Origin of the sequence: Streptomyces sp. MA5143a, assembly GCF_900290235.1 — a bacterium.
Taxonomy (GTDB): Bacteria; Actinomycetota; Actinomycetes; order Streptomycetales; family Streptomycetaceae; genus Streptomyces.
In genome coordinates this window covers 102,245-122,391 of record NZ_OLMK01000061.1, presented here as the reverse complement: position 1 = coordinate 122,391, position 20,147 = coordinate 102,245, and the positions used below count along the sequence as shown (strand labels likewise).

General features: G+C 73.1%; 16 protein-coding genes. 2 read left to right on the top strand and 14 right to left on the bottom strand.

Features of this window, described 5'->3' with window-relative positions:
• Position 1 precedes the first annotated feature (1 nt).
• From SMA5143A_RS24640 to SMA5143A_RS24625, 4 genes are all read right to left on the bottom strand, one after another.
• The gene (locus SMA5143A_RS24640) at positions 2-1,387 is read right to left on the bottom strand and encodes an LCP family protein (RefSeq protein WP_181361998.1); all 1,386 of its coding nucleotides are present in this window, start codon (positions 1,385-1,387) and stop codon (positions 2-4) included.
• Between the two features lie 188 nt (positions 1,388-1,575).
• Positions 1,576-2,085, bottom strand: a complete 510-nt coding sequence (locus tag SMA5143A_RS24635) for a DUF2690 domain-containing protein (protein WP_181361997.1) — start codon at positions 2,083-2,085, stop codon at positions 1,576-1,578.
• A 67-nt stretch (positions 2,086-2,152) separates the two neighbouring features.
• On the bottom strand, positions 2,153-3,334 hold the full coding sequence (locus SMA5143A_RS24630) for a hypothetical protein (RefSeq protein WP_258193718.1): 1,182 nt from the start codon (positions 3,332-3,334) through the stop codon (positions 2,153-2,155).
• Between the two features lie 58 nt (positions 3,335-3,392).
• Complete coding sequence (locus SMA5143A_RS24625; RefSeq protein WP_146193948.1) at positions 3,393-3,797, bottom strand: hypothetical protein; 405 nt, start codon at positions 3,795-3,797, stop codon at positions 3,393-3,395.
• Between the two features lie 530 nt (positions 3,798-4,327).
• On the opposite strand from SMA5143A_RS24625, the gene SMA5143A_RS24615 reads away from it, so the two are divergent.
• Entirely contained in the window at positions 4,328-4,804 is a 477-nt protein-coding gene (locus tag SMA5143A_RS24615) for a hypothetical protein (RefSeq protein WP_107465086.1), read from the top strand.
• 24 nt (positions 4,805-4,828) lie between these two features.
• Here SMA5143A_RS24615 and SMA5143A_RS24610 read toward each other — a convergent pair whose 3' ends face one another.
• The 10 genes from SMA5143A_RS24610 to SMA5143A_RS24570 form a co-directional block, all read right to left on the bottom strand.
• A complete protein-coding gene (locus SMA5143A_RS24610) occupies positions 4,829-6,049 on the bottom strand; it encodes a substrate-binding domain-containing protein (protein ID WP_107465019.1) in 1,221 nt (406 codons plus the stop codon).
• Positions 6,046-7,137: an ABC transporter permease gene (locus SMA5143A_RS24605; protein ID WP_107465018.1), complete on the bottom strand. Its 1,092-nt coding sequence runs from the start codon at positions 7,135-7,137 to the stop codon at positions 6,046-6,048. The genes SMA5143A_RS24610 and SMA5143A_RS24605 overlap by 4 nt, the downstream gene beginning before the upstream one ends.
• Complete coding sequence (locus SMA5143A_RS24600; protein WP_107465017.1) at positions 7,134-8,681, bottom strand: sugar ABC transporter ATP-binding protein; 1,548 nt, start codon at positions 8,679-8,681, stop codon at positions 7,134-7,136. Before SMA5143A_RS24600 ends, SMA5143A_RS24605 begins: the two co-directional genes overlap by 4 nt.
• Positions 8,682-8,798: 117 nt before the next feature.
• Positions 8,799-11,663 carry a SpoIIE family protein phosphatase gene (locus SMA5143A_RS24595; protein ID WP_107465016.1) on the bottom strand — a complete coding sequence of 955 codons (2,865 nt, stop codon included), beginning with the start codon at positions 11,661-11,663 and terminating at the stop codon, positions 8,799-8,801.
• 157 nt (positions 11,664-11,820) lie between these two features.
• Positions 11,821-12,702 (bottom strand): cyclase family protein, encoded by an 882-nt coding sequence (locus SMA5143A_RS24590; protein WP_258193725.1) that lies wholly within the window; start codon positions 12,700-12,702, stop codon positions 11,821-11,823.
• A gap of 225 nt (positions 12,703-12,927) precedes the next feature.
• Positions 12,928-13,299: a phosphatase PAP2 family protein gene (locus SMA5143A_RS24585; protein ID WP_258193717.1), complete on the bottom strand. Its 372-nt coding sequence runs from the start codon at positions 13,297-13,299 to the stop codon at positions 12,928-12,930.
• Positions 13,287-13,472, bottom strand: coding sequence for a hypothetical protein (locus SMA5143A_RS44085; protein ID WP_258193716.1), 186 nt, complete (start codon positions 13,470-13,472; stop codon positions 13,287-13,289). The genes SMA5143A_RS24585 and SMA5143A_RS44085 overlap by 13 nt, the downstream gene beginning before the upstream one ends.
• A 57-nt stretch (positions 13,473-13,529) precedes the next feature.
• Positions 13,530-14,717 carry a YihY/virulence factor BrkB family protein gene (locus SMA5143A_RS24580; RefSeq protein ID WP_258193715.1) on the bottom strand — a complete coding sequence of 396 codons (1,188 nt, stop codon included), beginning with the start codon at positions 14,715-14,717 and terminating at the stop codon, positions 13,530-13,532.
• Positions 14,718-14,815: 98 nt separating this feature from the next.
• On the bottom strand, positions 14,816-16,471 hold the full coding sequence (locus SMA5143A_RS24575) for an AMP-binding protein (RefSeq protein ID WP_308812046.1): 1,656 nt from the start codon (positions 16,469-16,471) through the stop codon (positions 14,816-14,818).
• A 66-nt stretch (positions 16,472-16,537) separates the two neighbouring features.
• Entirely contained in the window at positions 16,538-18,922 is a 2,385-nt protein-coding gene (locus SMA5143A_RS24570) for a SpoIIE family protein phosphatase (protein ID WP_107465013.1), read from the bottom strand.
• Between the two features lie 260 nt (positions 18,923-19,182).
• Between SMA5143A_RS24570 and SMA5143A_RS24565 the strand changes: the two genes are divergently transcribed.
• Positions 19,183-20,088 carry a glycoside hydrolase family 16 protein gene (locus tag SMA5143A_RS24565; protein WP_107465012.1) on the top strand — a complete coding sequence of 302 codons (906 nt, stop codon included), beginning with the start codon at positions 19,183-19,185 and terminating at the stop codon, positions 20,086-20,088.
• Positions 20,089-20,147: the final 59 nt, after the last annotated feature.

Sequence of the window (20,147 nt, the reverse complement as noted above, 5' to 3'; positions counted from 1 at the left end):
GTCACCGCAGGGTGGCGGGGTCGAGGTCCGGTCCGACGACGAGGGTGACCACGCCCTGCGCGGCGCCCGCGTCCTCGGCGGCCCGGGCGTCGGGCAGTCGCGAGGTGAGGACCTTCGCCTGCTTCGCCAGGTCCGGCGGGTAGGCGACCGTCGTCTTCGCGGTGGTCTCGGGCGCGTTGCCCGTACCGACGACGGTGATCCCGGCGGCGCGCAGCTTCTCGGCGACGGCGGCGGCGCGTCCCGTGACCCCGGTGCCGTTGAGGACCTGCACCCGCACGTTCGAGGCGTAGACGAGGCCCTCCTTGGCCCGGGTCTGGAACTGCTTCTTCTCGACCTCGCGGTCCTTGGCGAGGGAGGTGAACAGGTCGGCCGCGTACGGGTACTGCCAGACCACGTTGGCGCGGTCGCTCGGGACGTCCGCCTCGCGCGGGTAGTTGGGGACCGTCAGGAAGGTCAGCCGGTCGCTGGGGATGCCCTTCAGTTCGGAGGCGAGGTCGTACAGCGGGTCGATGCCCGCGAGATCCTTGTCCGTGGTGAGGGACTTGGTGGCGGACTGCATGAAGTCGTACAGCGCGCCGGGGCTGGTCAGTTTGGACTTCGCCTTGGCGGCGAGGGCTTCCATGAACTCCTGCTGGCGGCCGATGCGCCCGATGTCGGAGCCGTCGCCGACGGCGTAGCGGGTGCGGACGTAGCCGAGGGCGGTCTCGCCCTTGACGGTCTGGCAGCCGGGTTCCATGTCGAGGAGGGCGTTCTTGTCGTGGATGGCCTGCTCGGGGCAGACCTCTATGCCCTCCAGGGCGTCGACCATCCCCTTGAAGCCCGAGAAGTCGACGGACATGAAGTGGTCGATGCGCAGCCCGGTGTTGGCCTCGACCGTCCGGATCGAGCAGGCGGCGGCTCCGGCGACCTCGCCGGTGGAGCCGCCGATCGCGAACGCCTCGTTGATCTTGGCCCGGTGCGGGCCCGAGGTGCCGCCGCCGCCCTTCTCGCACGCCGATATCTCGACCCACGAGTCGCGGGGGAACGACACGACGGTCGCCCACTTCCGGTCCGCGGGGATGTGCAGCACCATCAGCGTGTCCGACTGCATGGTGGTCAGGTTCCGGCCGTACTTGGCGTTCTTCCCGTCACGGCTGTCCGAGCCGACGACCATGATGTTCTTGGACCCGGGGCTGAGGTTCACCGGACGGTTCCCGCCGAGCTTGTTGTCGACGTCGGCGGCCGTGATGTTGTCGTCGAGGTCGTTGTACACCCAGGCGCCGACCCCCGCGACACCGAGCACGACCACCGCGGAGACCCCCGCGACCCAGCCGACGATCCTGCCCCGCCGTGTGAGCCGCGTCCCCCCGCTCCCGATCCCGGCACGCCGCCTTCCCGTACCACTCACCGGCGTTCCCCCCGCCTCGGCCGCATCCGGCCGGTCGACTGACTCTCCACGCCCGGCACGTGTGATCACCGAACCCGAGGACTCTATCCCTGGAGAGATACGGAAGGACGTCCAACTCGGCTCACCCACCCCGGTGGCCTCCCCGACGCCCCGTCGTCCCTGCGCGTGGGGAGGCCCCGGTGCGGGGCTCAGCCGCAGATCTGGCGACCCCACTCCCCGTACGGGTAGCCCGTGTTGTTGCCCGTGTCGGCGCTGCCGGTCCCGCAGGAGCGGGTGTTGGGCGTGTAGACCATCAGGCTCCACTGATAGGGCTCGCCCGCGGCCACGTTGCCGCGGCCCACGGTCAGGGCCGGGCCGTCGGCGCCGGCGGGGCGGGTGATCTCCGCCTTGTTGCGGCAGGGGTCCCCGCTGCACCTGGTCCTGTCGGACTGGACGCGGATCCACTGGGTCAGGCAGGTGTTGCTGTAGCGCATCTCGATGGTGCCGACCTGACTGGTCGTGCCCGGCAGATAGAGAGGCGCGGAGGCGAGAGTCTTGGCATTCGAGGCGCAACCCGTGGCCGCCGGGTCGGCGCCGTCATACGGGCTGGCGGCATGCGCGGGGGAAGCGCCCTGCACGGTGAAGGCGGTCGCGAAGGCGGCTGCGGCGAACGCCATCGCCAGGGTCCTGCGGCGACCGCCGCTGTTCAACTCAAGCATTCCGTGTGTCCCATTCGATCGTCGCGTTCCTGGTCGTGTGCTCATGGCCCTGACATGTCCGGGGACTTCAGCACAGGCGGACATCCGGCAGTTGATTGTCCGGATGGCTGATGTAGATGTTGGAGATGTAGCCGCCGTACTGGGGCAGATACGCCCACCAGTCGTTGGTGTACGGGGGCACGGAGACGGACTGGCCCTTCTTCTGGCAACCCACCAGTACCTCCACCCCGGCGGGCAGTCGGGTCAGCACGTTGTTCCCGATGCGCGGTTCGCTGCGGACGGCGACCTGCGAACTCCACGTTCCGTACCACTTCCCGGTCGGCGCGACGCCACCGGGAACATGCAGCGACCGGGTCAGTCGACCGATGTCGGTGTACGCCTTCCCGTAGGACGTACCTGCCTCGTGCTGGGTGAGGACGGCCACGATGGAGCGGTCCCCGGCCCCGACGGTGCCGGTGGAGTGCAGGACCGGGTGGGTCAGGTCCACGGCCGCGGCGGCGGGATCGGCGTCCCTCGTCGACCCGGCCGAGACGGTGCTCGCGGGCCCGCACGTGCCCTCCGGGTACGAGTCGCCCGACCAGCCCTGCTTCACGGCCCAGGGGCGGTTGAAGGCACCGGCGATGCCGAAGTGCTGGTCGAACTTGTCCGACGCGCAGCGGGTCGACTGACGCAGGTTGTCCATGATGAAGGTGCGTACGGAGGCGGGGGCCTTCTCCAGGATGTAGCGGTAGACCGTCACCGTGTCCCGGGCCGACATGGCGGTGTAGCCCCAGAAATCCGGGTCGGCGGGGAGCTCCGTGTCGCTCAGCTGGAGGTTGCGGCGCATACGGGTGACGATCGATGTGGAGCCGTGGTTCGACCAGTAGTAGTTGGCCGCGTCGTCGTCGCTGCCGCGGAGCATGGGTTCCAGCCAGGCCCGGTCGGCGGCCGGCACAGGGGAACCGGGGTCCCGGTTCCAGAAATAGTCCAGGACCATCAGCAGTTTGACGATCGAGGCCGAACGGAATCGCATGCTCGGGTTCAGCTGCTCGGTGAAATCACCGGTCTGCCGGTCGAAGACGGCGACCCCGGCGGTGACCCCGGCGGGCACGACGACGCTGGTGCGTGCGGCGGCCGACGGGTCGTCGGGCCGTGCCGGTGCGGCAGCGGCCGAAGGGGAGAACACGGCGCCGACGAGGGTCAGGGAGAGGAACGCCGTGACCGTGGCGAGAAGACTGCTGTGTCTGCGGCCCACGGTGGCCTTGGTCAAGGCAGTGCAACGCATATCGTCATCGACCTTCACGTGAGGAGAGGGCAAGCGCCGTACGTCAGGGGCACTGGCGGATCTGCTGCTTCCAGACGTCGGGGTTGCCCGTGTTCAGGTACCAGTCGTTGACGTAGCCCGAGCGGCTGTTGGGGAGCTCGATGGACATCCAGTAGCGGTAGTTGGGGTTGTCGTAGGCCCCGTCACCGAGCGTCCAGCAGGACAGGCCGACCTCGTTGCCGTTGTACAGCCTGCTGTAGGCGGGCTCGATGGACTCGTAGCCGTAGCCGGGGCCCCGGCGCACCAGCAGGTACGAGCCCGGGTCGATGCCGGTGACCGTGGTGCAGGGAATCCGGCTGCCGGACCTCTCGCACTGGTGGATCGCGGCGTTCGCGGGTGTCGCCGTGCCCAGAAGTGCCGCCACGGCGACCGCCGTGCTCGCGGTGGCCAGCATTTTTCCGCGTCCCATGCGCATGTCGAGTGTGCCCTTTCGTTGGTTCGGTCCCGCACCGAAGCTTGCCGACCCGCGAGGGACATCCGCCCTCCCTTTCGGTCAGGACCGAAACCCCCTGGTCACGGCCCGCGGTGGCGTCAAGGGAACCGTGATGAGCGGCAGTTCGGCACGCTCAACCCCGACGCGGCGACCCCTGCTGCGCAAGGGCCCGCACCGCGTACCCGCAGGCCTGGATCTTCGCCCTGGAGACCTTCCGCGGCCGGTACGTGCCGCAGACCGAGGCGGCCGTCCGCGCGGCGGTCGCGGGCGGCGACGCGCGGGTCTCCTGTTCGTGGACACCACGGGGACGGCTCGGCTCCGGCGACCAGGGGAGGCCGCGGGGTGTCGCACCGCTGTCCGGCATCACGCCCTCCCCGGTTCGCCTGGCCGGGTGGCCGGTGCGGTGGCCCACGCGAGGCGCGTTGCCCGCTGGGACGCGGACGCCTGGAATGACTCGCCGGCGCCCCGGTGGCCGGGGCGCCCGAAGCCGACCCGAGGGAGAACCCATGCGCTCCGCCTCCGTCCGTCGCGGTGTGACCGCCGCCGCCCTGACCGCCGTCCTCGCCCTCTCCCCGCTCGCCGCCACCGCGGTGGCGGACGCCAGGGGCGACGGCGTCGTGCGCCTCAGGCTCACCGGCGTCACGGCCGTCGACACGAAGCCCCGGCACGTCGAGCCCGGCGACAGCTGGGTCACCCGTCTGAACCTGTACACCCGGAAGAAGAAGTTCGCCGGTGACGCCGGCGCACGCTGCGCCGCCGTGGAGGCCACCGGACACCGGGTGACCACGCAGTGCACCCGTGTCCTGCGGCTGAAGAAGGGGGAGATCACCCTCAACGACATGATCACCCGCGAGAACCCGGCGCCGATCACCGCCAAGACGTCCATCGCCGGCGGAACCGGTGTCTACAAGGACGCCGAGGGCGACGGCTACATCACCCTGGACGGCGACCGCGTCCACTTCGACCTCCGTGTCGAGGACTGACGTCGCGTCCCTGCGACCGGGCCGTCACCTGCCCCAGATCTCCCGGTACGCCTCCTGGTAGCCGGACGGGTTCCAGGTGGTGGCGCCCTCGCTGTTGTCGGCGGTGGTGATGTGCACGGGGGCCACATATCCGCTGGCGGGGCTGTCGGAGAAGGCACGGTTGAACTCGTCGACGATCTGCCAGCCCTGGAGGGACAGCGGCTCGGGCACGGTGGCCGCCTGGTACCCGCGGCTGTCGATGCGCTGGAAGGCGGACGGGTCGCCGTCCCCCGCACCGATGTTGAAGGGCGGACCCGAGCCCTTCCGCCCGGCGGCACGGAACGCCGGGGCGGCGTCGGCGAAGTACAGGTCGTTGATGGCCACGGAGTGGGTCCAGCGGTCCTGGAAGCGGGAGAGCAGCGAGGACACCTCTCGGGGCGTGCGGCTGCTCGCGTCCGGGATCGGGATGTTCTCGTAGGACAGCAGCCGTACGCCCCGGCAGGTGGCCAGCTCTTCTCTGATCAGCTCGGACTTGTGCTTGGCGAAGGGGATCGAGGCGTCGGTGAACACCACGGCCCCGGCGTTCCCGTCGGAGTCCGAGATGACCCACTGGGCGCTGATCCTGGCCACCTCCTCGACGCGGGTGGTCACGTTGGTGAAGAGCGGGGGCTGCCTGCTGGGGCCCGGGGAGGCGACCGCGTGCCAGCCGACGAGCGGGATGTCCGCCGCGTTCGCCCGGGCGACCTGCTGGGACGTCGAATTCGGGTCGAAGCCGCCGACGACGATGCCGGACGGCCTGAGGGCGAGGGCCTCGCTCATCGCCGCCTGGATGCCCGCCGGGGTGCCGCCGCCGTCGATCACCCGGACGTTCCAGCCGATCACCCGTGCGGCCTCCCGTACGCCGCCGGCCGCCCCGGCGACACCCGGGTTCGTCATGGTCTGGGCGACGAAGACGAGGGTCCTGCCCGCCACCGCCCTCGGGCCGGTCGTCGGCCCGTTCCAGGGGACGTCGGTCCGCTCCGCCCTGCCGACGGCTTCCTCGGCCCTGGCGCGGACCGCCGGGCAGCCGTCCGCGGTGGCGGGTGAGTCCCCCGAGTCGCTCGACGAGCCGCGTTCGCAGCCGGTCAGGGCGGCGGCCACGGCCAGGAGGAGAGCTGCGGCGGACCGGGCCGTGCGGGGGCCGGGGGTGGGGGTGCGGTGATGGTGCACGGGGGCTCCTCGCGCAGGGGTGCGGGGCTCGGTGGCGCTGCGGGCGGTCCGGTTCATGGGCCACCGTCCTCGGGCGTCACGGCCTCGGCGTCGGAGGTGGTGGTGGCGCCGGTGCGCAGCCGGCGGCGCGCGGAGTAGCCCGCCAGGCCGACGGCGAGCAGCAGGGTGCCGCCGTGGAACAGCGGGACGGTCCAGAACTCGGCGCCCAACTGGGCGATGCCGGTGAGGCCGACGGCGAGGACGGCGACCGCGACCAGGGTGCCCAGGGGGTTGGGGCGGCCGGGCCGGATGGCGGTGGCGCCGAGGAGGGCGCCGACGAAGGCGGGCAGCAGATAGTCGAGGCCGACGCTCGGGTTGCCGAGCTGCTGCTGGGCCGCGAGCAGGACGCCCGCGCAGCCGACGATCAGCCCCGAGGTGGCGAAGGCGCACACGGTGTACTTGCGGACCGGGATGCCGACGAGGTCGGCGGCGCGCGGGTTGGAGCCCACGACGTAGAGGTACCGGCCGAGGGGCAGCCGCTCCAGCACCACCCAGAGGACGACCGTGAGGGCGAGGACGTAGAAGGCCGGGACCGGGAGGCCGAGGAAGGTGGAGTCGTAGAGGTCGGTGAAGGCGGTCGGCAGTCCTTCCGGTCCGGGGACGATGCGGCCGCCGTCGGTGATCCAGCCGGTGACGGCGTACATCATGCTGCCGGTGCCCAGCGTCGCGATGAAGGAGTCGATCCGGCCGAACTCGACGATGACGCCGTTGAGGACGCCCACGGCCGTTCCCCCGGCGACCACGGCGAGGCAGGCGAGCGGCCAGGGCCAGCCCGCGTCGACGATGAGGTACAGCACCATGACATGTGCCAGCCCGAGGCCGTAGCCGATGGAGAGGTCGAACGCCCCGGTGACGATGGGGACCATCGCGGCCAGGGCGAGGACGGCCGGGATGGACTGCGTGGACAGGATCGAGTCGAGGGTGTCCAGCGTGGGGAAGGTGCGGGGCAGGGCGAGGGAGAAGACCAGGTAAAGCAGGCCGGTGAGGACCAGGAGTCCGTACGCGCCGGCGAGGTGTCCGGCGCGGCGCGCCGAGCGGCGGCGCCGGCCCGTTCGGCTCAGCGGGTTCCGGCGGCGCGGCGGGGACGGGGAGGGCGGGGCCGTCATGGGGTCCGGGCAGTTCGGGAGGGGGGCAGGGCCGAGGCCGCCCGGGTGAGGGCGTCGACGGTGAGGGCGGGGCCGCTCAGCTCGGTCGTCACGGTTCCGCGGACGAAGACCAGGGCGCGCCCGCAGACACCCGCGACCTCCTCGAAGTCGGTGGAGAGCAGCAGGACGGCGAGGCCCCGGGTGAGCGCCTCGTCGAGGAGCCGGTGGATGGCGGCCTTGGCGCCGACGTCGACGCTCGCCGTGGGCTCCTCCAGGATCAACAGGCCGGGTGCCGTGCGGAGCCAGCGGCCGAGCATGACCTTCTGCTGGTTGCCGCCGGAGAGGGTGGCGATGCCGGCCTCGCTGTCGCGGGGCCGGACGGCGAACCGGTCGATCAGGGCGACGGCGTCGGCGCGTTCCCGGCGGGGCCGGATCCAGCGTGGCGCCACCCCGCCCGCCGCGCCCGGGTTGGCCAGCAGGTTCTCCCGCACGGTCAGCGCGGTGAGGCAGCCCTCGCGCTGCCGGTCGCCGGGCACGAAGGCGACCCCGAGGGCGACCGCCTCCGGGACCGTACGGGGGCGGTAGGGGCGGCCCCCCAGCAGGGCGCGTCCGCCGAGGAGGGGCCGGGCGCCCGCGAGGGCGCGGCCGAGGTCCCTGTGTCCGGCGCCGGAGAGCCCGACCAGGCCCACGGCCTCCCCCGCCCTCAGGTCCAGGTCGACCGGTCCGGCTCCGGCGGTCCGTACGCCGTCGAGCAGCAGGACGGGCGGGCCGTCGGCGCGGGCCGGGGCCCGGCGGCGGCCGGCGGGTTCCTCGCCGGTGATGTCGCGGACGAGGCTGCCGGGGGCGTGGCCCGCCAGGGGGCCCTGGCGGACGAGGCGGCCGTCGCGCAGGACCGCGAAGGTGTCGGCGACCTCGTACACCTCGTCCAGGCGGTGGCTGACGTAGAGGAGGCCGTGGCCGCGGTCGCGCAGGGTGTGCAGGACGCGGAAGAGCCGGGCGCAGTCGGCGGCGGGAAGGCGGGCGGTCGGCTCGTCGAGCACGATGAGCTTCGCCCGTGCGGCGAGGGCACGGGCGACGGCGACGAGGGAGCGTTCGGCGGGGGCGAGCCGGGACACGGTGGTGTCGGGGTCGAGATGGCCGGCGACGCTCCGCAGGGCCTCGGTGCAGCGCTCCCGGGTCCGGCGCCAGGAGATCAGCCCGGCGCGGCGGGCGTACCCGGTGCTCAGGGCGATGTTCTCGGCGACCGTCATCCACTCCACCAGGCCGAGGTCCTGGTGGATGAAGGACATGCGGTGGGTGGCGGCCTGGCCGCCGAGGGGGTGTCCGTCGACCGTGATCCGTCCGGCGTCGGCTCGGTGGACGCCGGCGAGGATCTTGATGAGGGTGGACTTCCCGGCCCCGTTGGGTCCGAGGAGGGCGAGGACGCTGCCGGCGTGGACGTCGAGGTCGACCCCGGCCAGCGCGAGGGTCCCGCCGAACCGTTTGGTGAGCCCGCGGATGCGGACCAGCGGTTCCGTCCCGTCGGCGGGGACCTCCTGCGCAGAGGTGTCGTGAACGTCGTGCACGGACAGCTCCGGGGGTCGGCCTGGCGAGCCCTTCATGACTCGCGTCAGCGATAGTAACCGTACGTATCACACTAATTCTGGCATTTCGCCGCGTTCGAGGCGGCCGGTGCCGATGGCTCAGATTCCGTCGAGGTCGCAGGCTGCCCAGATGACCTTGCCCTCCGGCGTGTAGCGCGTCCCCCAGCTCTGCGCCAGCTGGGCGACGAGGAACAGACCGCGGCCGCCCTCGTCGGTGCTGGCCGCCCGGCGCAGGTGCGGGGCGGTGTTGCTGGTGTCGGAGACCTCGCAGATCAGACAGCGGTCGCGCAGCAGCCGGACCCGGATGGGGCCGCTGCCGTGGATGATGGCGTTGGTGACCAGCTCGCTGAGCATCAGCTCCGCGGCGAAGGCGGCCTCGTCGAGGCCCCACTCGGTCAGCGTGCGCAGGGCGGAGGCGCGGACCTCGCTGACGCGGGCCGGGTCGGCGGGCAGCTCCCAGGTGGCGATCCGGCCGGGGTCGAAGGCGTGGGTGCGGGCCACGACCACGGCGATGTCGTCGGCCGGATGGGCCGGTGCCACGGTGTCGAGGACCGCCCGGCAGGTCTCCTCCGGGGTGCGCTCGGCCTGTGCGAGGGCGGTGCTCAGCTGGTCGAGGACCACGTCGACGTCGCGGGTGCGGTCCTCGATGAGCCCGTCGGTGTAGAGGACCAGTTCACTGCCCTCGGGCAGCTGGATCTCGACGGCCTCGAAGGGCAGGCCGCCCAGGCCGAGCGGCGGCCCGGCCGGCAGGTCGGGGAACGAGACCGTGCCGTCGGGGCGGACCAGCGCGGGCGGCGGGTGGCCGGCGCGGGCCATGCTGCACTGCTGCGTGGTCGGGTCGTAGACGGCGTAGAGGCAGGTCGCGCCGATGATGCCGGCACCGTGGGAGGTGGGGTCCTCGCGGTCCAGCCGGTTCACGAGGTTGTCGAGGTGGGTGAGGACCTCGTCCGGCGGGAAGTCGAGTTCGGCGAAGCTGCGGGCGGCGGTGCGCAGCCGGCCCATGGTGGCGGCGGAGAACATGCCGTGGCCGACGACGTCACCGACGAGGAGGCCGATGCGCGCGCCGGAGAGCGGGATGACGTCGTACCAGTCGCCGCCGACGTCGGACTCGGCGGGCAGATAGCGGTGGGCGACCTCGACGGCGTCCTGGTCGGGCACGCCGTGCGGGAGGAGGCTGCGCTGGAGGGCCAGCACCATGGTGCGTTCGCGGGTGTAGCGCCGGGCGTTGTCGAGGGACAGCGCGGCGCGGTGGGCGAGTTCCTGGGCGAGCCGCCGGTCGTCGTCGTCGAAGGGCGCGGAGTCGTGGGACCGGTAGAAGGTGGCGACGCCGAGGGCGACCCCGCGTGCGACCAGGGGCACCGCGATGAGGGAGCGGACGTGGCGCAGCAGCCGGTCGGTGTGCTCGGGGTCCTGGGCGAGCCAGTCGGCGGCGGTCGTCAGATCGGGCTCCAGCATCGCTTCCCCGGAGGCCAGACAGCACAGCTGGGGTGCGGTGGGACCGTACTCGGCCTGTTTGCCCACGGGCTTGAAGGGCGGCTCGTCGCTGACGCCGTGGACCACCGTGCGCCGCAGGTCGACGCGGGGGTCCGTGGCCTCCTCGCCCCGTAGGACGGGTTCGGCCAGGTCGACGACGACGTGGTCGGCGAGCCGCGGGACGATCGTCTCGGCGAGTTCCTGGGCGGTACGGCGCACGTCGAGGGTGGTGCCGATGCGGGCGCCGACCTCCGACAGCAGTTCCAGGCGGCGGCGCGCGGCCAGGGCGTACGTCCCGACGTGCGGCTCCCCCACCATCAGCAGCTCGCGCGCGGGCGGCGCGGGGCGCGGGGGCTCGTGCGGGGCGCCGTCGACGTCGTGGGACACGGCGGCGGGGGCTTCCGGGGTGCCGGGGGCGGGACCGGACGGGGCGAGGGTTCCGTCGCCGACGGGTCCGGCGGGGGCCGCGACCAGGGGGGTGCCGTCCAGCGGCGGGGGGCCGGCGGGCGCGGCGAGGGGTCGGAGGAGTTGCTCGAACTGGCGCGGGATGTCCGGGAGCGCCAGGGAGGGGCCGGGGAGGACGGCCTCGATGGCCATGCCCTCGACCCCGGAGGCGCTGGTCACGGGACGGCTCACGAGGGTGATCCGCCGGCCGTCGGGCAGGGGCACCTCGACGGCCGCCCGCTGGGCGCGGGAGATCAGCTCGGCGGCCTTCTCCATGAGGATCGCCCGGTCGCCGGGGTGGAGTTCGAGGGCCAGGGCGTCCATCCGGACACTGTGGTGCAGGCCGCCGTCGGCCATGGCCTCGGCCGCCGAGTACGCCTGGAGCAGTGAGCGTTCACGGGCGGAACTCTGCGCCAGCAGCCGCCGTTCGATGGCCGCGGCGGCCTTGCGGATCACGGGGGTCAGCGCCGGGTCCTCCGCGCTGCGGGGATAGCCGAAGCACAGGACGCCCTCGATACGGCCGCTCAGCGGGTCCCGGACGGGGAGCGCCCGGCAGGCGCTGCCCTGGGAGCGTTCGGCGAAGTGCTCGGCGCCGTAGACGCCGATGAGCCTTCGCTCCGCCAGGGCGAGGCCGATGCCGTTGGTGCCGGCGAACCGCTCGGCGAAGACGAACCCCGGCACGGTCTGGATCGCGGGGAGGCTCCGGGCCATCGACGCCCGGCCGAACCGGCGCATCAGCACCGTCCCGGTCCCGTCGGCCAGGGAGATGTTCATGGCGCTGCCGGCGAACCGGGCCTGGAGCCGGTCGAGCACCGGCGTCGCCGCGCGGACGATACGGCCGTCGGGGTCGAAGTCGTCGCTGAAGGGCAGCTCGGACTGGTTCGGCGAGAGCCCCAGGGACCGGGAGCGCCGCCAGGAGTGCAGGATCGAGGTCCGCACCCCGGTCTCGACCGGTTCGCCCTGGAGAAAACGCTCACGAAAACGAGCGGGCCCCGTGCCTTGTGTCGCACGGCCCGTGAGGATCGGCTCGCCGTCGGACCTGACCACGCTCGCCTCACACGCGCCTTCGATAACCCGCTTATCGGAAGTATCCGGCATTGACGAGGATACGGGCATCCGCAACCCGAGTCACGGTCGGCCATCGAGGCGCGCACGGAGCGGGCGGGCCCGGAGGGGGCCGGAGCCCGCCGCGGGGGCGGGCCGATCACAGGACCGCGACCGGGTTGACGGGTGAGCCGGTGCCGCCGGGGACGTTCAGCGGGGCCACGACGAGCAGGAACGCATGGCGCCCCGCCTCCGCGGTGGCCGCGGCGAGCGCCTCCAGATCGAGGTTGTCCAGCAGCGGCACGCCCATCGCGGTCACGGCCAGGGCGTGGACCGGTGAGTGCACCCCGGGGACGGGCGAGGGCCGTACGTCGCTGTCGCCGTCACCGCCGAGCAGGCAGACACCGCGTTCGGCCAGCAGGGGCAGGGCGTCCACATGGAACCCGGCGCTCGCGGTGTCGGGGTCCCAGGCGCCGAGTTCCGCGCGGCGGCGGACCTGGCCGGAGCGCAGCAGCACCGCGTCGCCCTCGCCGATCGTCACCCCGAGCGCCTTCTCCGCCGCGAGGACGTCCTTCGCGCGCACGGCTCGGCCCGGCTCCAGCCAGCGGACGCCGAGGACGGCGGGGAGGTCGAGCAGCACTCCCGTCGTGACGAGCGGGCCGAGCGCGGCCACCGTGCCGAAGCGGGCACCTGCCGCGTCGACGGACTCGTGGGCCGCCCTGTCGTCGTAGAGCCGCCCCCGGTAGGCGATGTGGGACAGCGCGTCCAGATGGGTGACGCCCTTGCCGTGGTAGTCGGCGGCGAGGAAGTCCTTGTGGGTCGTGGGCTCCGGGCTCTCCACGTCCCCGAGGTCGGTCATGTGGTGCAGGGCGGGCTTGCGGTTGTCGGGGCCGGGCCGGGTGTTCCAGGGCAACGCCATCGGGACGACCAGCCCGGACCGCACCTGCCCGGCGGCGCGCCGCACATGCTCCTCGGTCACCCGGTTCCACGCGCCCCGGTCGGCGGGGTCCCAGCGCCCCCAGGTACGGACGGCCTCGAAGATCCGGTCGAACTCCGGCCGGGAGACGACGGGGCCGTTCGGGGGGCCGTCGCCGTCGAGGCCATTCGGGGCCGTTTCGCCGTCGGGGCCTTTCGAGGCGGCGTCACCGCCGGGGCCGGGCTGCTCGGCATGGGTCGCCCGACCGGGGTCACCGGGTTCGGTGTGGGTCCCCGTCGGCACTCCCCGCGGATGTTCACGAGCACTCTCCACGGGTCCACCGTGCACCGGTCAGAGCACCCGGCGCCACAGCAGCCGGGGGGCGGCTCGGACCAGGGCCGCCGAGGCCAGGCCGAGCGCCGCGCCGGCCGCCACGTCGGACGGGTAGTGCGCACCGCTGTGCACGCGTTCGACGGCCACCGGCACCGCGAGCGCCCCGCACGTCGCGCCGACGGGCGGCCACACCGAGCCGACGGCGCCCGCGAAGGCGAAGGCGGCGGCCGTGTGCCCGGAAGGGAAGGAGGAACTCTCGGGGCGGCCCCGGAGCGCGTCCGGCGGGACCCACTCCGAGGGCGGGCGGCGGCGCCGGTACAGCTGCTTGGTGACCAGGTTCGACAGGAGCAGCGCCGTCGTCATGCCCGCCGCGCCGGTCACCGCGGCCACCGGCCGCGCCCTCCCGTGGCCGCCAGCAGCACCGTCACGGCCCACCACACCTTCGTGTGTTCGGCCGCCTCCTCGACCGCGGGCAGTACCCGCCTCGCCCACGCCGGCCCGCCGTCGATGACCCGGCGGGCCAGTCGTCGGTCCGCGGCGCGCAGCTGCCCCATCACCTTCATGGGCGGCGTCCTCCCGTCCGCGCCGCCCGGGGGCGGCGACCCGGCGCTCACGGGCGCTCAGGTGCGAAGCCGTCGTCGGTCCTCCTCGGTCCACTTCCGTGTGTCGCGCGGCTGGACGTACGGCTCCTCCTCGACCGGATGGCCTCCCGCGACGGCCCGTTGGCGGGTCAGCTCCGCGTCGAACTCCAGTCCCAGCAAGATCGCGAGATTCGTGATCCACAGCCACACCAGGAAGACGATCACACCGGCGAGGGTGCCGTACGTCTTGTTGTACGAGCCGAAGTTGGCCACGTACAGCGCGAACCCGGCCGAGGCGACCATCCAGATCAGCAGGGCCAGGAGGCTGCCGGGAGTCACCCAACGGAAGCCGCGCACCTTGGCGTTGGGGGTGGCCCAGTAGAGAAGCGCGATCATGACGGTGACCAGGGCCACGAGCACCGGCCACTTCGCGATCGACCACACCGTCAGGGCCGTGTCGCCCATGCCCAGCGCCGAGCCCACCTCACGGGCCAGGGCCCCGGTGAACACGACGATCAGCGCGCTGATCACCGCGAGGACCAGCAGGACGACCGTCACGGCGACCCGGATCGGCAGCACCTTCCAGACGGGGCGGCCCTCGGGGATGTCGTAGACGGCGTTGGCGGTGCGGATGAACGCGGCGACGTAGCCGGAGGTCGACCACACCGCCAGCAGCAGACCGACGACCGCCATGACGGAGCCGATCCCGGCGTTGCCCTGGAGCTGTCGCACCGCGTCCTGGAGGATCTCCCGCGCCGAACCCGGGGCGAGGCTCTGGATGTTGTCCAGCACCTGTTGGGTCGCCGAGCGGCCGGTGAGCCCCAGGAGGGAGACGAGCACCAGCAGCGCGGGGAAGAGCGAGAGGATCCCGTAGTACGTCAGGGCGGCGGCCCGGTCGGTCAGTTCGTCGTCCTTGAACTCCTTCAGGGTCCCCTTCAGCACAGCGGACCAGGAACGCCTGAGCACCTGCGTCGGCTGGTCCGGCGCCCGGCGCTCCACGTCCTCGTCGGGCCCGATGGACCGCTGGTCCCCGGGCGGCCCGGCGGACCGCTCCTCGTCCTCCGGTCCGACGGACCGCTCCTCGGGCGCTCGCTCCGTCCGGTCCTCGGGACCGAGGGGCTGTTCCTGAGACGCCCGCCGGTCCACCCGTTCCTCCATGTCATCGGCCTCGCGGTCGTGCGCGTGGTGTTCGCCATGCCTTCTGAGTTGTTTCAGTGTCCGCACCATGCCGCACGCGTATCCGTGCGCCGAGCACCTATGCGCTTGTTTGGGAAGAAATGTCGGTCGCGGGGTGCCGGGCTTGCCTCTCCGTCGCCCGGCCGAGGTCAGAGGCTGTCCGTCGCGGGCCGGGACGCGACCAGGCGGCGCAGTTCGGCCTTGGCGAGCTTGCCGCTGGCGTTGCGCGGCAGTCGGTCGAGGAGCAGGAGCCGGGTGGGGAGCTTGTAGTCGGCGAGGTGGCGGCCGGCGAACGCGCGGACCTCCTCCAGCGTGGGCCGCGTGCCGGGAGCGCAGGTGAGGACGGCGAGGACGGTCTCGCCCCAGGTGGGGTCGGGAACGCCGAGGGCTGCCGCCTCCAGGACGCCGGGGCAGGCGGTGAGGACCCGTTCCACCTCGGCCGGGTAGATGTTCTCACCACCGCTGATGATCATGTCCTTGAGTCGGTCGACGATGTAGTAGAAGCCGTCCTTGTCGCGGTGGGCGACGTCCCCGGAGTGGAACCAGCCGGCGTCGTCGAAGGCCGCGGCGGTCGCCTCGGGGTTGTTCCAGTAGCCCGGCGTGACGTTGGGGCCGCGGACGCAGATCTCGCCGTGGGTGTCGGCCTCGTCGACGCCGTCCCCGGTGACCGGGTCGACGACGCGGATCTCGGTGTACGGCATGGGGGCGCCGGCGGAGCCGGTCTTCTCGCGGGTCAGCGCGGCCGGCAGATACGTGGCGAAGGGAGCCGTCTCGGTGAGCCCCCACGCCTGCTGGAGGAGCACACCGCGCTCGGCCCAGTCGTGGATGAGCCGCGGCGGCACGGGGGCGCCCGCCACGATCGGGGACCGCAGCGCGCTCAGATCGGCCTCGGCGAAGCCCGGCACGCGGAAGAGGGCGGCGTACATGGCGGGCACCGCGAAAAGACCGGTGACCCGGTGGCGTACGAGGTCGTCCAGGCACTGGGCCGGGTCGAACACGCGGCGTACGACCACGGTGCCGCCGCGTAGCAGGGTCCGCAGGGTGAGGGCGTTGAGGCCCCCGATGTGGAAGAGGGGGGCGACGGCCAGGTTCACGTCGTCGGAGCGGGTGTCGACCATGCTGTCGACGTTCACCGCGTTCCACCAGAGGTTGCCGTGGGTGAGCATGACGCCCTTGGGACGGCCGGTGGTGCCCGAGGTGTACATCAGCACACCGAGGTCGTCCTCGTGCAGGGGCACCGGCGGCCGTTCGGCGCGGCCGGGGCCGAGCAGCAGCGACAACGGTGTCCATCCGGCCGGTGCCGTCGCCGGGGCGGGGCAGGCGGGGTCGGTGTCGACGAGGAGGCGACGGCGGGCCGGGATGTCGTCGGCGATGGACTCGACGAGCGTGCGGTGCCCGTCCTCGACGACCAGGGTGTGGGCCCCGCTGTCCACGAGGATGTCGCGGACCTCCTCGGCGACGAGCCGGAAGTTGACCGGGATGAAGACGGCGCCGAGGTGGGCGGCGGCGAAGAGGGTGTGGAAGAAGGCGGCGCTGTTCAGACCCAGGTAGGCGATCCGGTCGCCGCGGCGCAGCCCTTGTTCGGCGAGTCCCGCGGCCAGCTCGACCGCCGTCCGGCTGAGCCGGGCGGCGGAGAACTCCTGGCCCTCGTAGTGGAGGGCGGTCGGGGTGGGGTACTTCGCCCTGCGGTGCAGAGCCGCTGCGGGGCTGATGTCGACGGCGGCCATGGCGGCGGCTCCTTCGCTGGCTGTCGTACCGGCTTCGCCGAGCGCTCCGGAGAACTCCTTGTCGTCCCACCGTCCCACCGGGTGGCCACCGGTGAAACCGGACGGCGTCCCACCGGGCGGCCACCGGTGAGAACGGACCCGGGGCTACGGGACCGGCGTCTCGTCCGGCAGTGCCTGTTCCGCCCAGATGGTCTTGCCGGTGCGGGTGTGGCGGCTGCCCCAGCGTCGGCTGAGCTGGGCGACGAGAAGGAGACCGCGGCCGCCCTCGTCGAAGGCGCGTGCCCGGCGCATGTGCGGGGCGGTACTGCTGGAGTCGGACACCTCGCAGATGAGGGTGGCGTCGCGGATCAGCCGCAGTTGCACGGGGGCGTCGCCGTAGCGGATGGCGTTGGTGACCAGTTCGCTGACGATCACTTCGGTGACGAAGGAGAGGTCGTGCAGCTGCCAGGCGGCGAGCTGTTCGCAGGCCAGCTTGCGGGCCTGGGCGACGAAGGTGGGGTCGGCGGGGACGTCCCAGGTGGCGACCTGGTCGGCGGCCAGGCCGTGGGTGCGGGCCAGCAGCAGGGCGACGTCGTCCGCGGGGCGGTCCGTCAGCAGGCCGCGCAGGACGCCGTCGCAGGTCTCCTCCAAGGGCCGGTTCTTCCCCCCGAGCGCCTCCCTCAGCAGGGTGAGCCCGTCGTCCATGTCGTGGCCGGCGGTCTGGACGAGGCCGTCGGTGTACAGGGCGAGCACGCTGCCCTCGGCGAGGTCGAACTCCGCCGTCTCGAACGGCAGCCCGCCCACGCCCAGCGGCGGCCCGGTCGGCAGGTCGAGGAACTCCACCTCGCCGTCGGGGGCGACCAGGGCGGGCGACGGATGGCCGGCGCGGGCCATGGTGCACTGCCGCGTGGTCGGGTCGTAGACGGCGTACAGGCACGTCGCGCCGATCTCGCCGGGGCTGTCGGCGTCGCCGTCCGCCGCCGTCTCGGTGTCGAGGCGCAGGACGATGTCGTCGAGCTGGGTGAGCAGTTCGTCCGGGGCGAGGTCCACGTCGGCCAGGGTGCGGACGGCGGTCCGCAGCCGGCCCATGGTCGCGGAGGCCTGCACCCCGTGGCCCACGACGTCGCCGACGACGAGCGCCACCCGTGCCCCGGACAGCGCGATCACGTCGAACCAGTCGCCGCCGATCCCGGCGCGGGAGCTGGCCGGCTGGTAGCGGGAGGCGATCTCCACGGCGGCCTGCCGGGGCGCGTGGTGGCGCAGCAGACTGCGCTGGAGTCCGAGGGCGATGGCGTGCTCGCGGGTGTAGCGGCGGGCGTTGTCGACGCACACGGCGGCGCGGGCGGCCAGCTCCTCGGCGAGCAGCAGGTCGTCCTCGGTGAAGGGTTCCGGGGTGCGGTGGCGGGCGAGGAGCGACAGGCCGAGCGTGACACCGCGGGCCCGCAGCGGCACCGCCATCAGCGAGTGGATGCCGTGGGCGTCGATGCTGCGGTCCCGCGCGGGTGTGTCCGCGACCCACAGGCGCCGGGTGATGTCGTCGACGTCGTACAGCAGGGCGCGGCCGCTGGTCAGGGCGCGGCCCGGAGGTGAGTCCTCGTCGTAGGTGTGCCGGCTGCCGACGGGGATGACGGCTTCGGGGCAGCCCTCCAGCACGGACCGCTGGGCGGTGCGGCGGAACAGCAGGGGGCCGGCGCCGGGCAGGAGGGGCGCCTCCTCGCCGGCCAGCACCGAGTCGAGCAGGTCCACCATGACGAAGTCGGCGAAGTAGTCGGTGCACACCTCCGCGAGTTCCTCCGCGGTACGCGCCACGTCGAGGGTGGAGCCGATCCGGCCGCCGGACTCGTTGACCATGGTGAGGCGGCGGCGGGCCAGGAACTGCTCGGTGCTGTCCAGCGCCACCAGGCACATGCCGCGCACCGCGTCGGCGTCGTCCTTCAGGGGGCTGAGCGACACCAGCCAGGCGTGCTCGCGGGCCTCGCCGGGCGCGTGCAGCCAGGCCTCGTAGGGCACCGGCTCGCCCGTGTCCAGGACGCGCCGTACCGCGGCGTCGAGCCCTTCGAAGCCGGGCAGCCTGCGCCTGCCGTCGACGGACTCCCCCACCCGTCGGCCGAGCAGGTCCTTCTCCGGCCGGCCCATCACGTCCTCCATGGCGGAGTTCGTGGCCACGGCGAGCCCGTCCTGGTCGAACAGCGCGATCGGTACGGGCAGCTGGTCCAGGGCCCAGCCCCGCAGCCGGGCCACGGGTTCCGGCACGGTGGCCGTCACGAACCACCGGGCCTCCCCCGCCGCGTCCGTCAGGGGGTGGGCGACCAGTTCCAGCTCCACCCCGTGGCCGTCCCGGTGCCGGGCGTCGAGGGGGCCGCGCCATTGCGCCCGCCGGGTGAGACGGCGCCGGGCCGAGGCGGGAAGGGGGCCGGTCAGCAGCTCGGCGGCCGGTCGGCCGAGGACGTCCTCGGGCCCGTAGCCGAGCAGGTCACGGGCGCCGGTGCTCCACGCGACGATCACCCCCCGGGCGTCCACCGCGGCCGAGGCGACACCGTGCTCGCCCATCGTTCCTTCTCTCCACGACCTCTCGACGACCGGAGCCGCCGTGGGCGGCTCCGTGAGATCGACTGCTCGCACTGCTTCCCGGGTTCATTGTGCGCCGGGCAGTCCCCACGGCGCGCGACCGCGGAGCACGACGGTCCGGAAGGCGTCCGGTTGCGGGGGTGGTGTCCCACCGGTCCTGCGGCGAGGATGCCTCCTCGCGCGACACATCCTGCCGTGCGTCGCGGCGGTGGACACCCGCCCGGACGGGGAGGGGGCCGGCGATGGGGGCTCATGCGGCACCGGGTCGTGGTGGACGCGCGCTGTGGGCGCCGACGGTTCTCCTGCTCCTGGCCGTCCTCCTCGGTGTCCCCCGGGCCGAGGGGGCGCCCGTGTCGGCGGACGCCTGCCGCACCACGGGCACCGCGTTGCCGCGCGGCGACTGCGGGCCGTTCTGGCAGGTCCTCGCGGAGGACTTCAACGGTGACCGGGTGCCGCTGGGGTCGTTCGACGACTGCGCGCACGAGGTCGACACGTCCGCCGCGTACTGCGGGGGGCTGAGCGGCGCGTACCGCGACAACTGGTGGGCCTATCCGACGGGCTGGCCCGACACGGCCGGCGAACGGGGCCGGGAGGTCGTCGGCGTCTACCACCCGGAGGACACCGTGAGCGTGGGTCCTGCGGAGAACGGCGACGGACGGATGTTCATCCGGATGTGGCGGCCCACCGACGGAGGTCCCGTGCACGCCGCCGCGGTGGTACCGCGTGCCGTCATGCAGATGAGGTACGGCAAGTACAGCGCCCGCATCAAGGTCACCGCACTCGCTCCGGGCTACAAGTCCGCCTGGCTCCACTACGGGGGCGGCTGCGAGATGGACCATCCGGAGGGCGAGTGGACGGACGACCTCACCGCCTTCCATCATCCGTGCGGGGGTGGTGGGCAGGGCTCCTTCCCGGGGGCCGACGACTGGACGGAGTGGCACACCGTGTCCACGGAGTGGACGCCCGGTCAGGTGCGGTTCTTCGTGGACGGCAGGCTGGTCGGTCACGACACGCGGCAGGTACCGGACCGACCCCTGTCGTGGGTGCTCCAGAACGAGAGCGCGCTGCGGGGCCCCGGCGCCGCCCCCGGCAGCAGCGCCCAGCTCGACATCACCTGGGTCGCGGCCTACGCGTACGACTGGAAGTAGACCGGCCCGCGCCCCCTGTACCGCCGACTCCGTACGGCGGGGAGGGCGCGGCGGGGGCC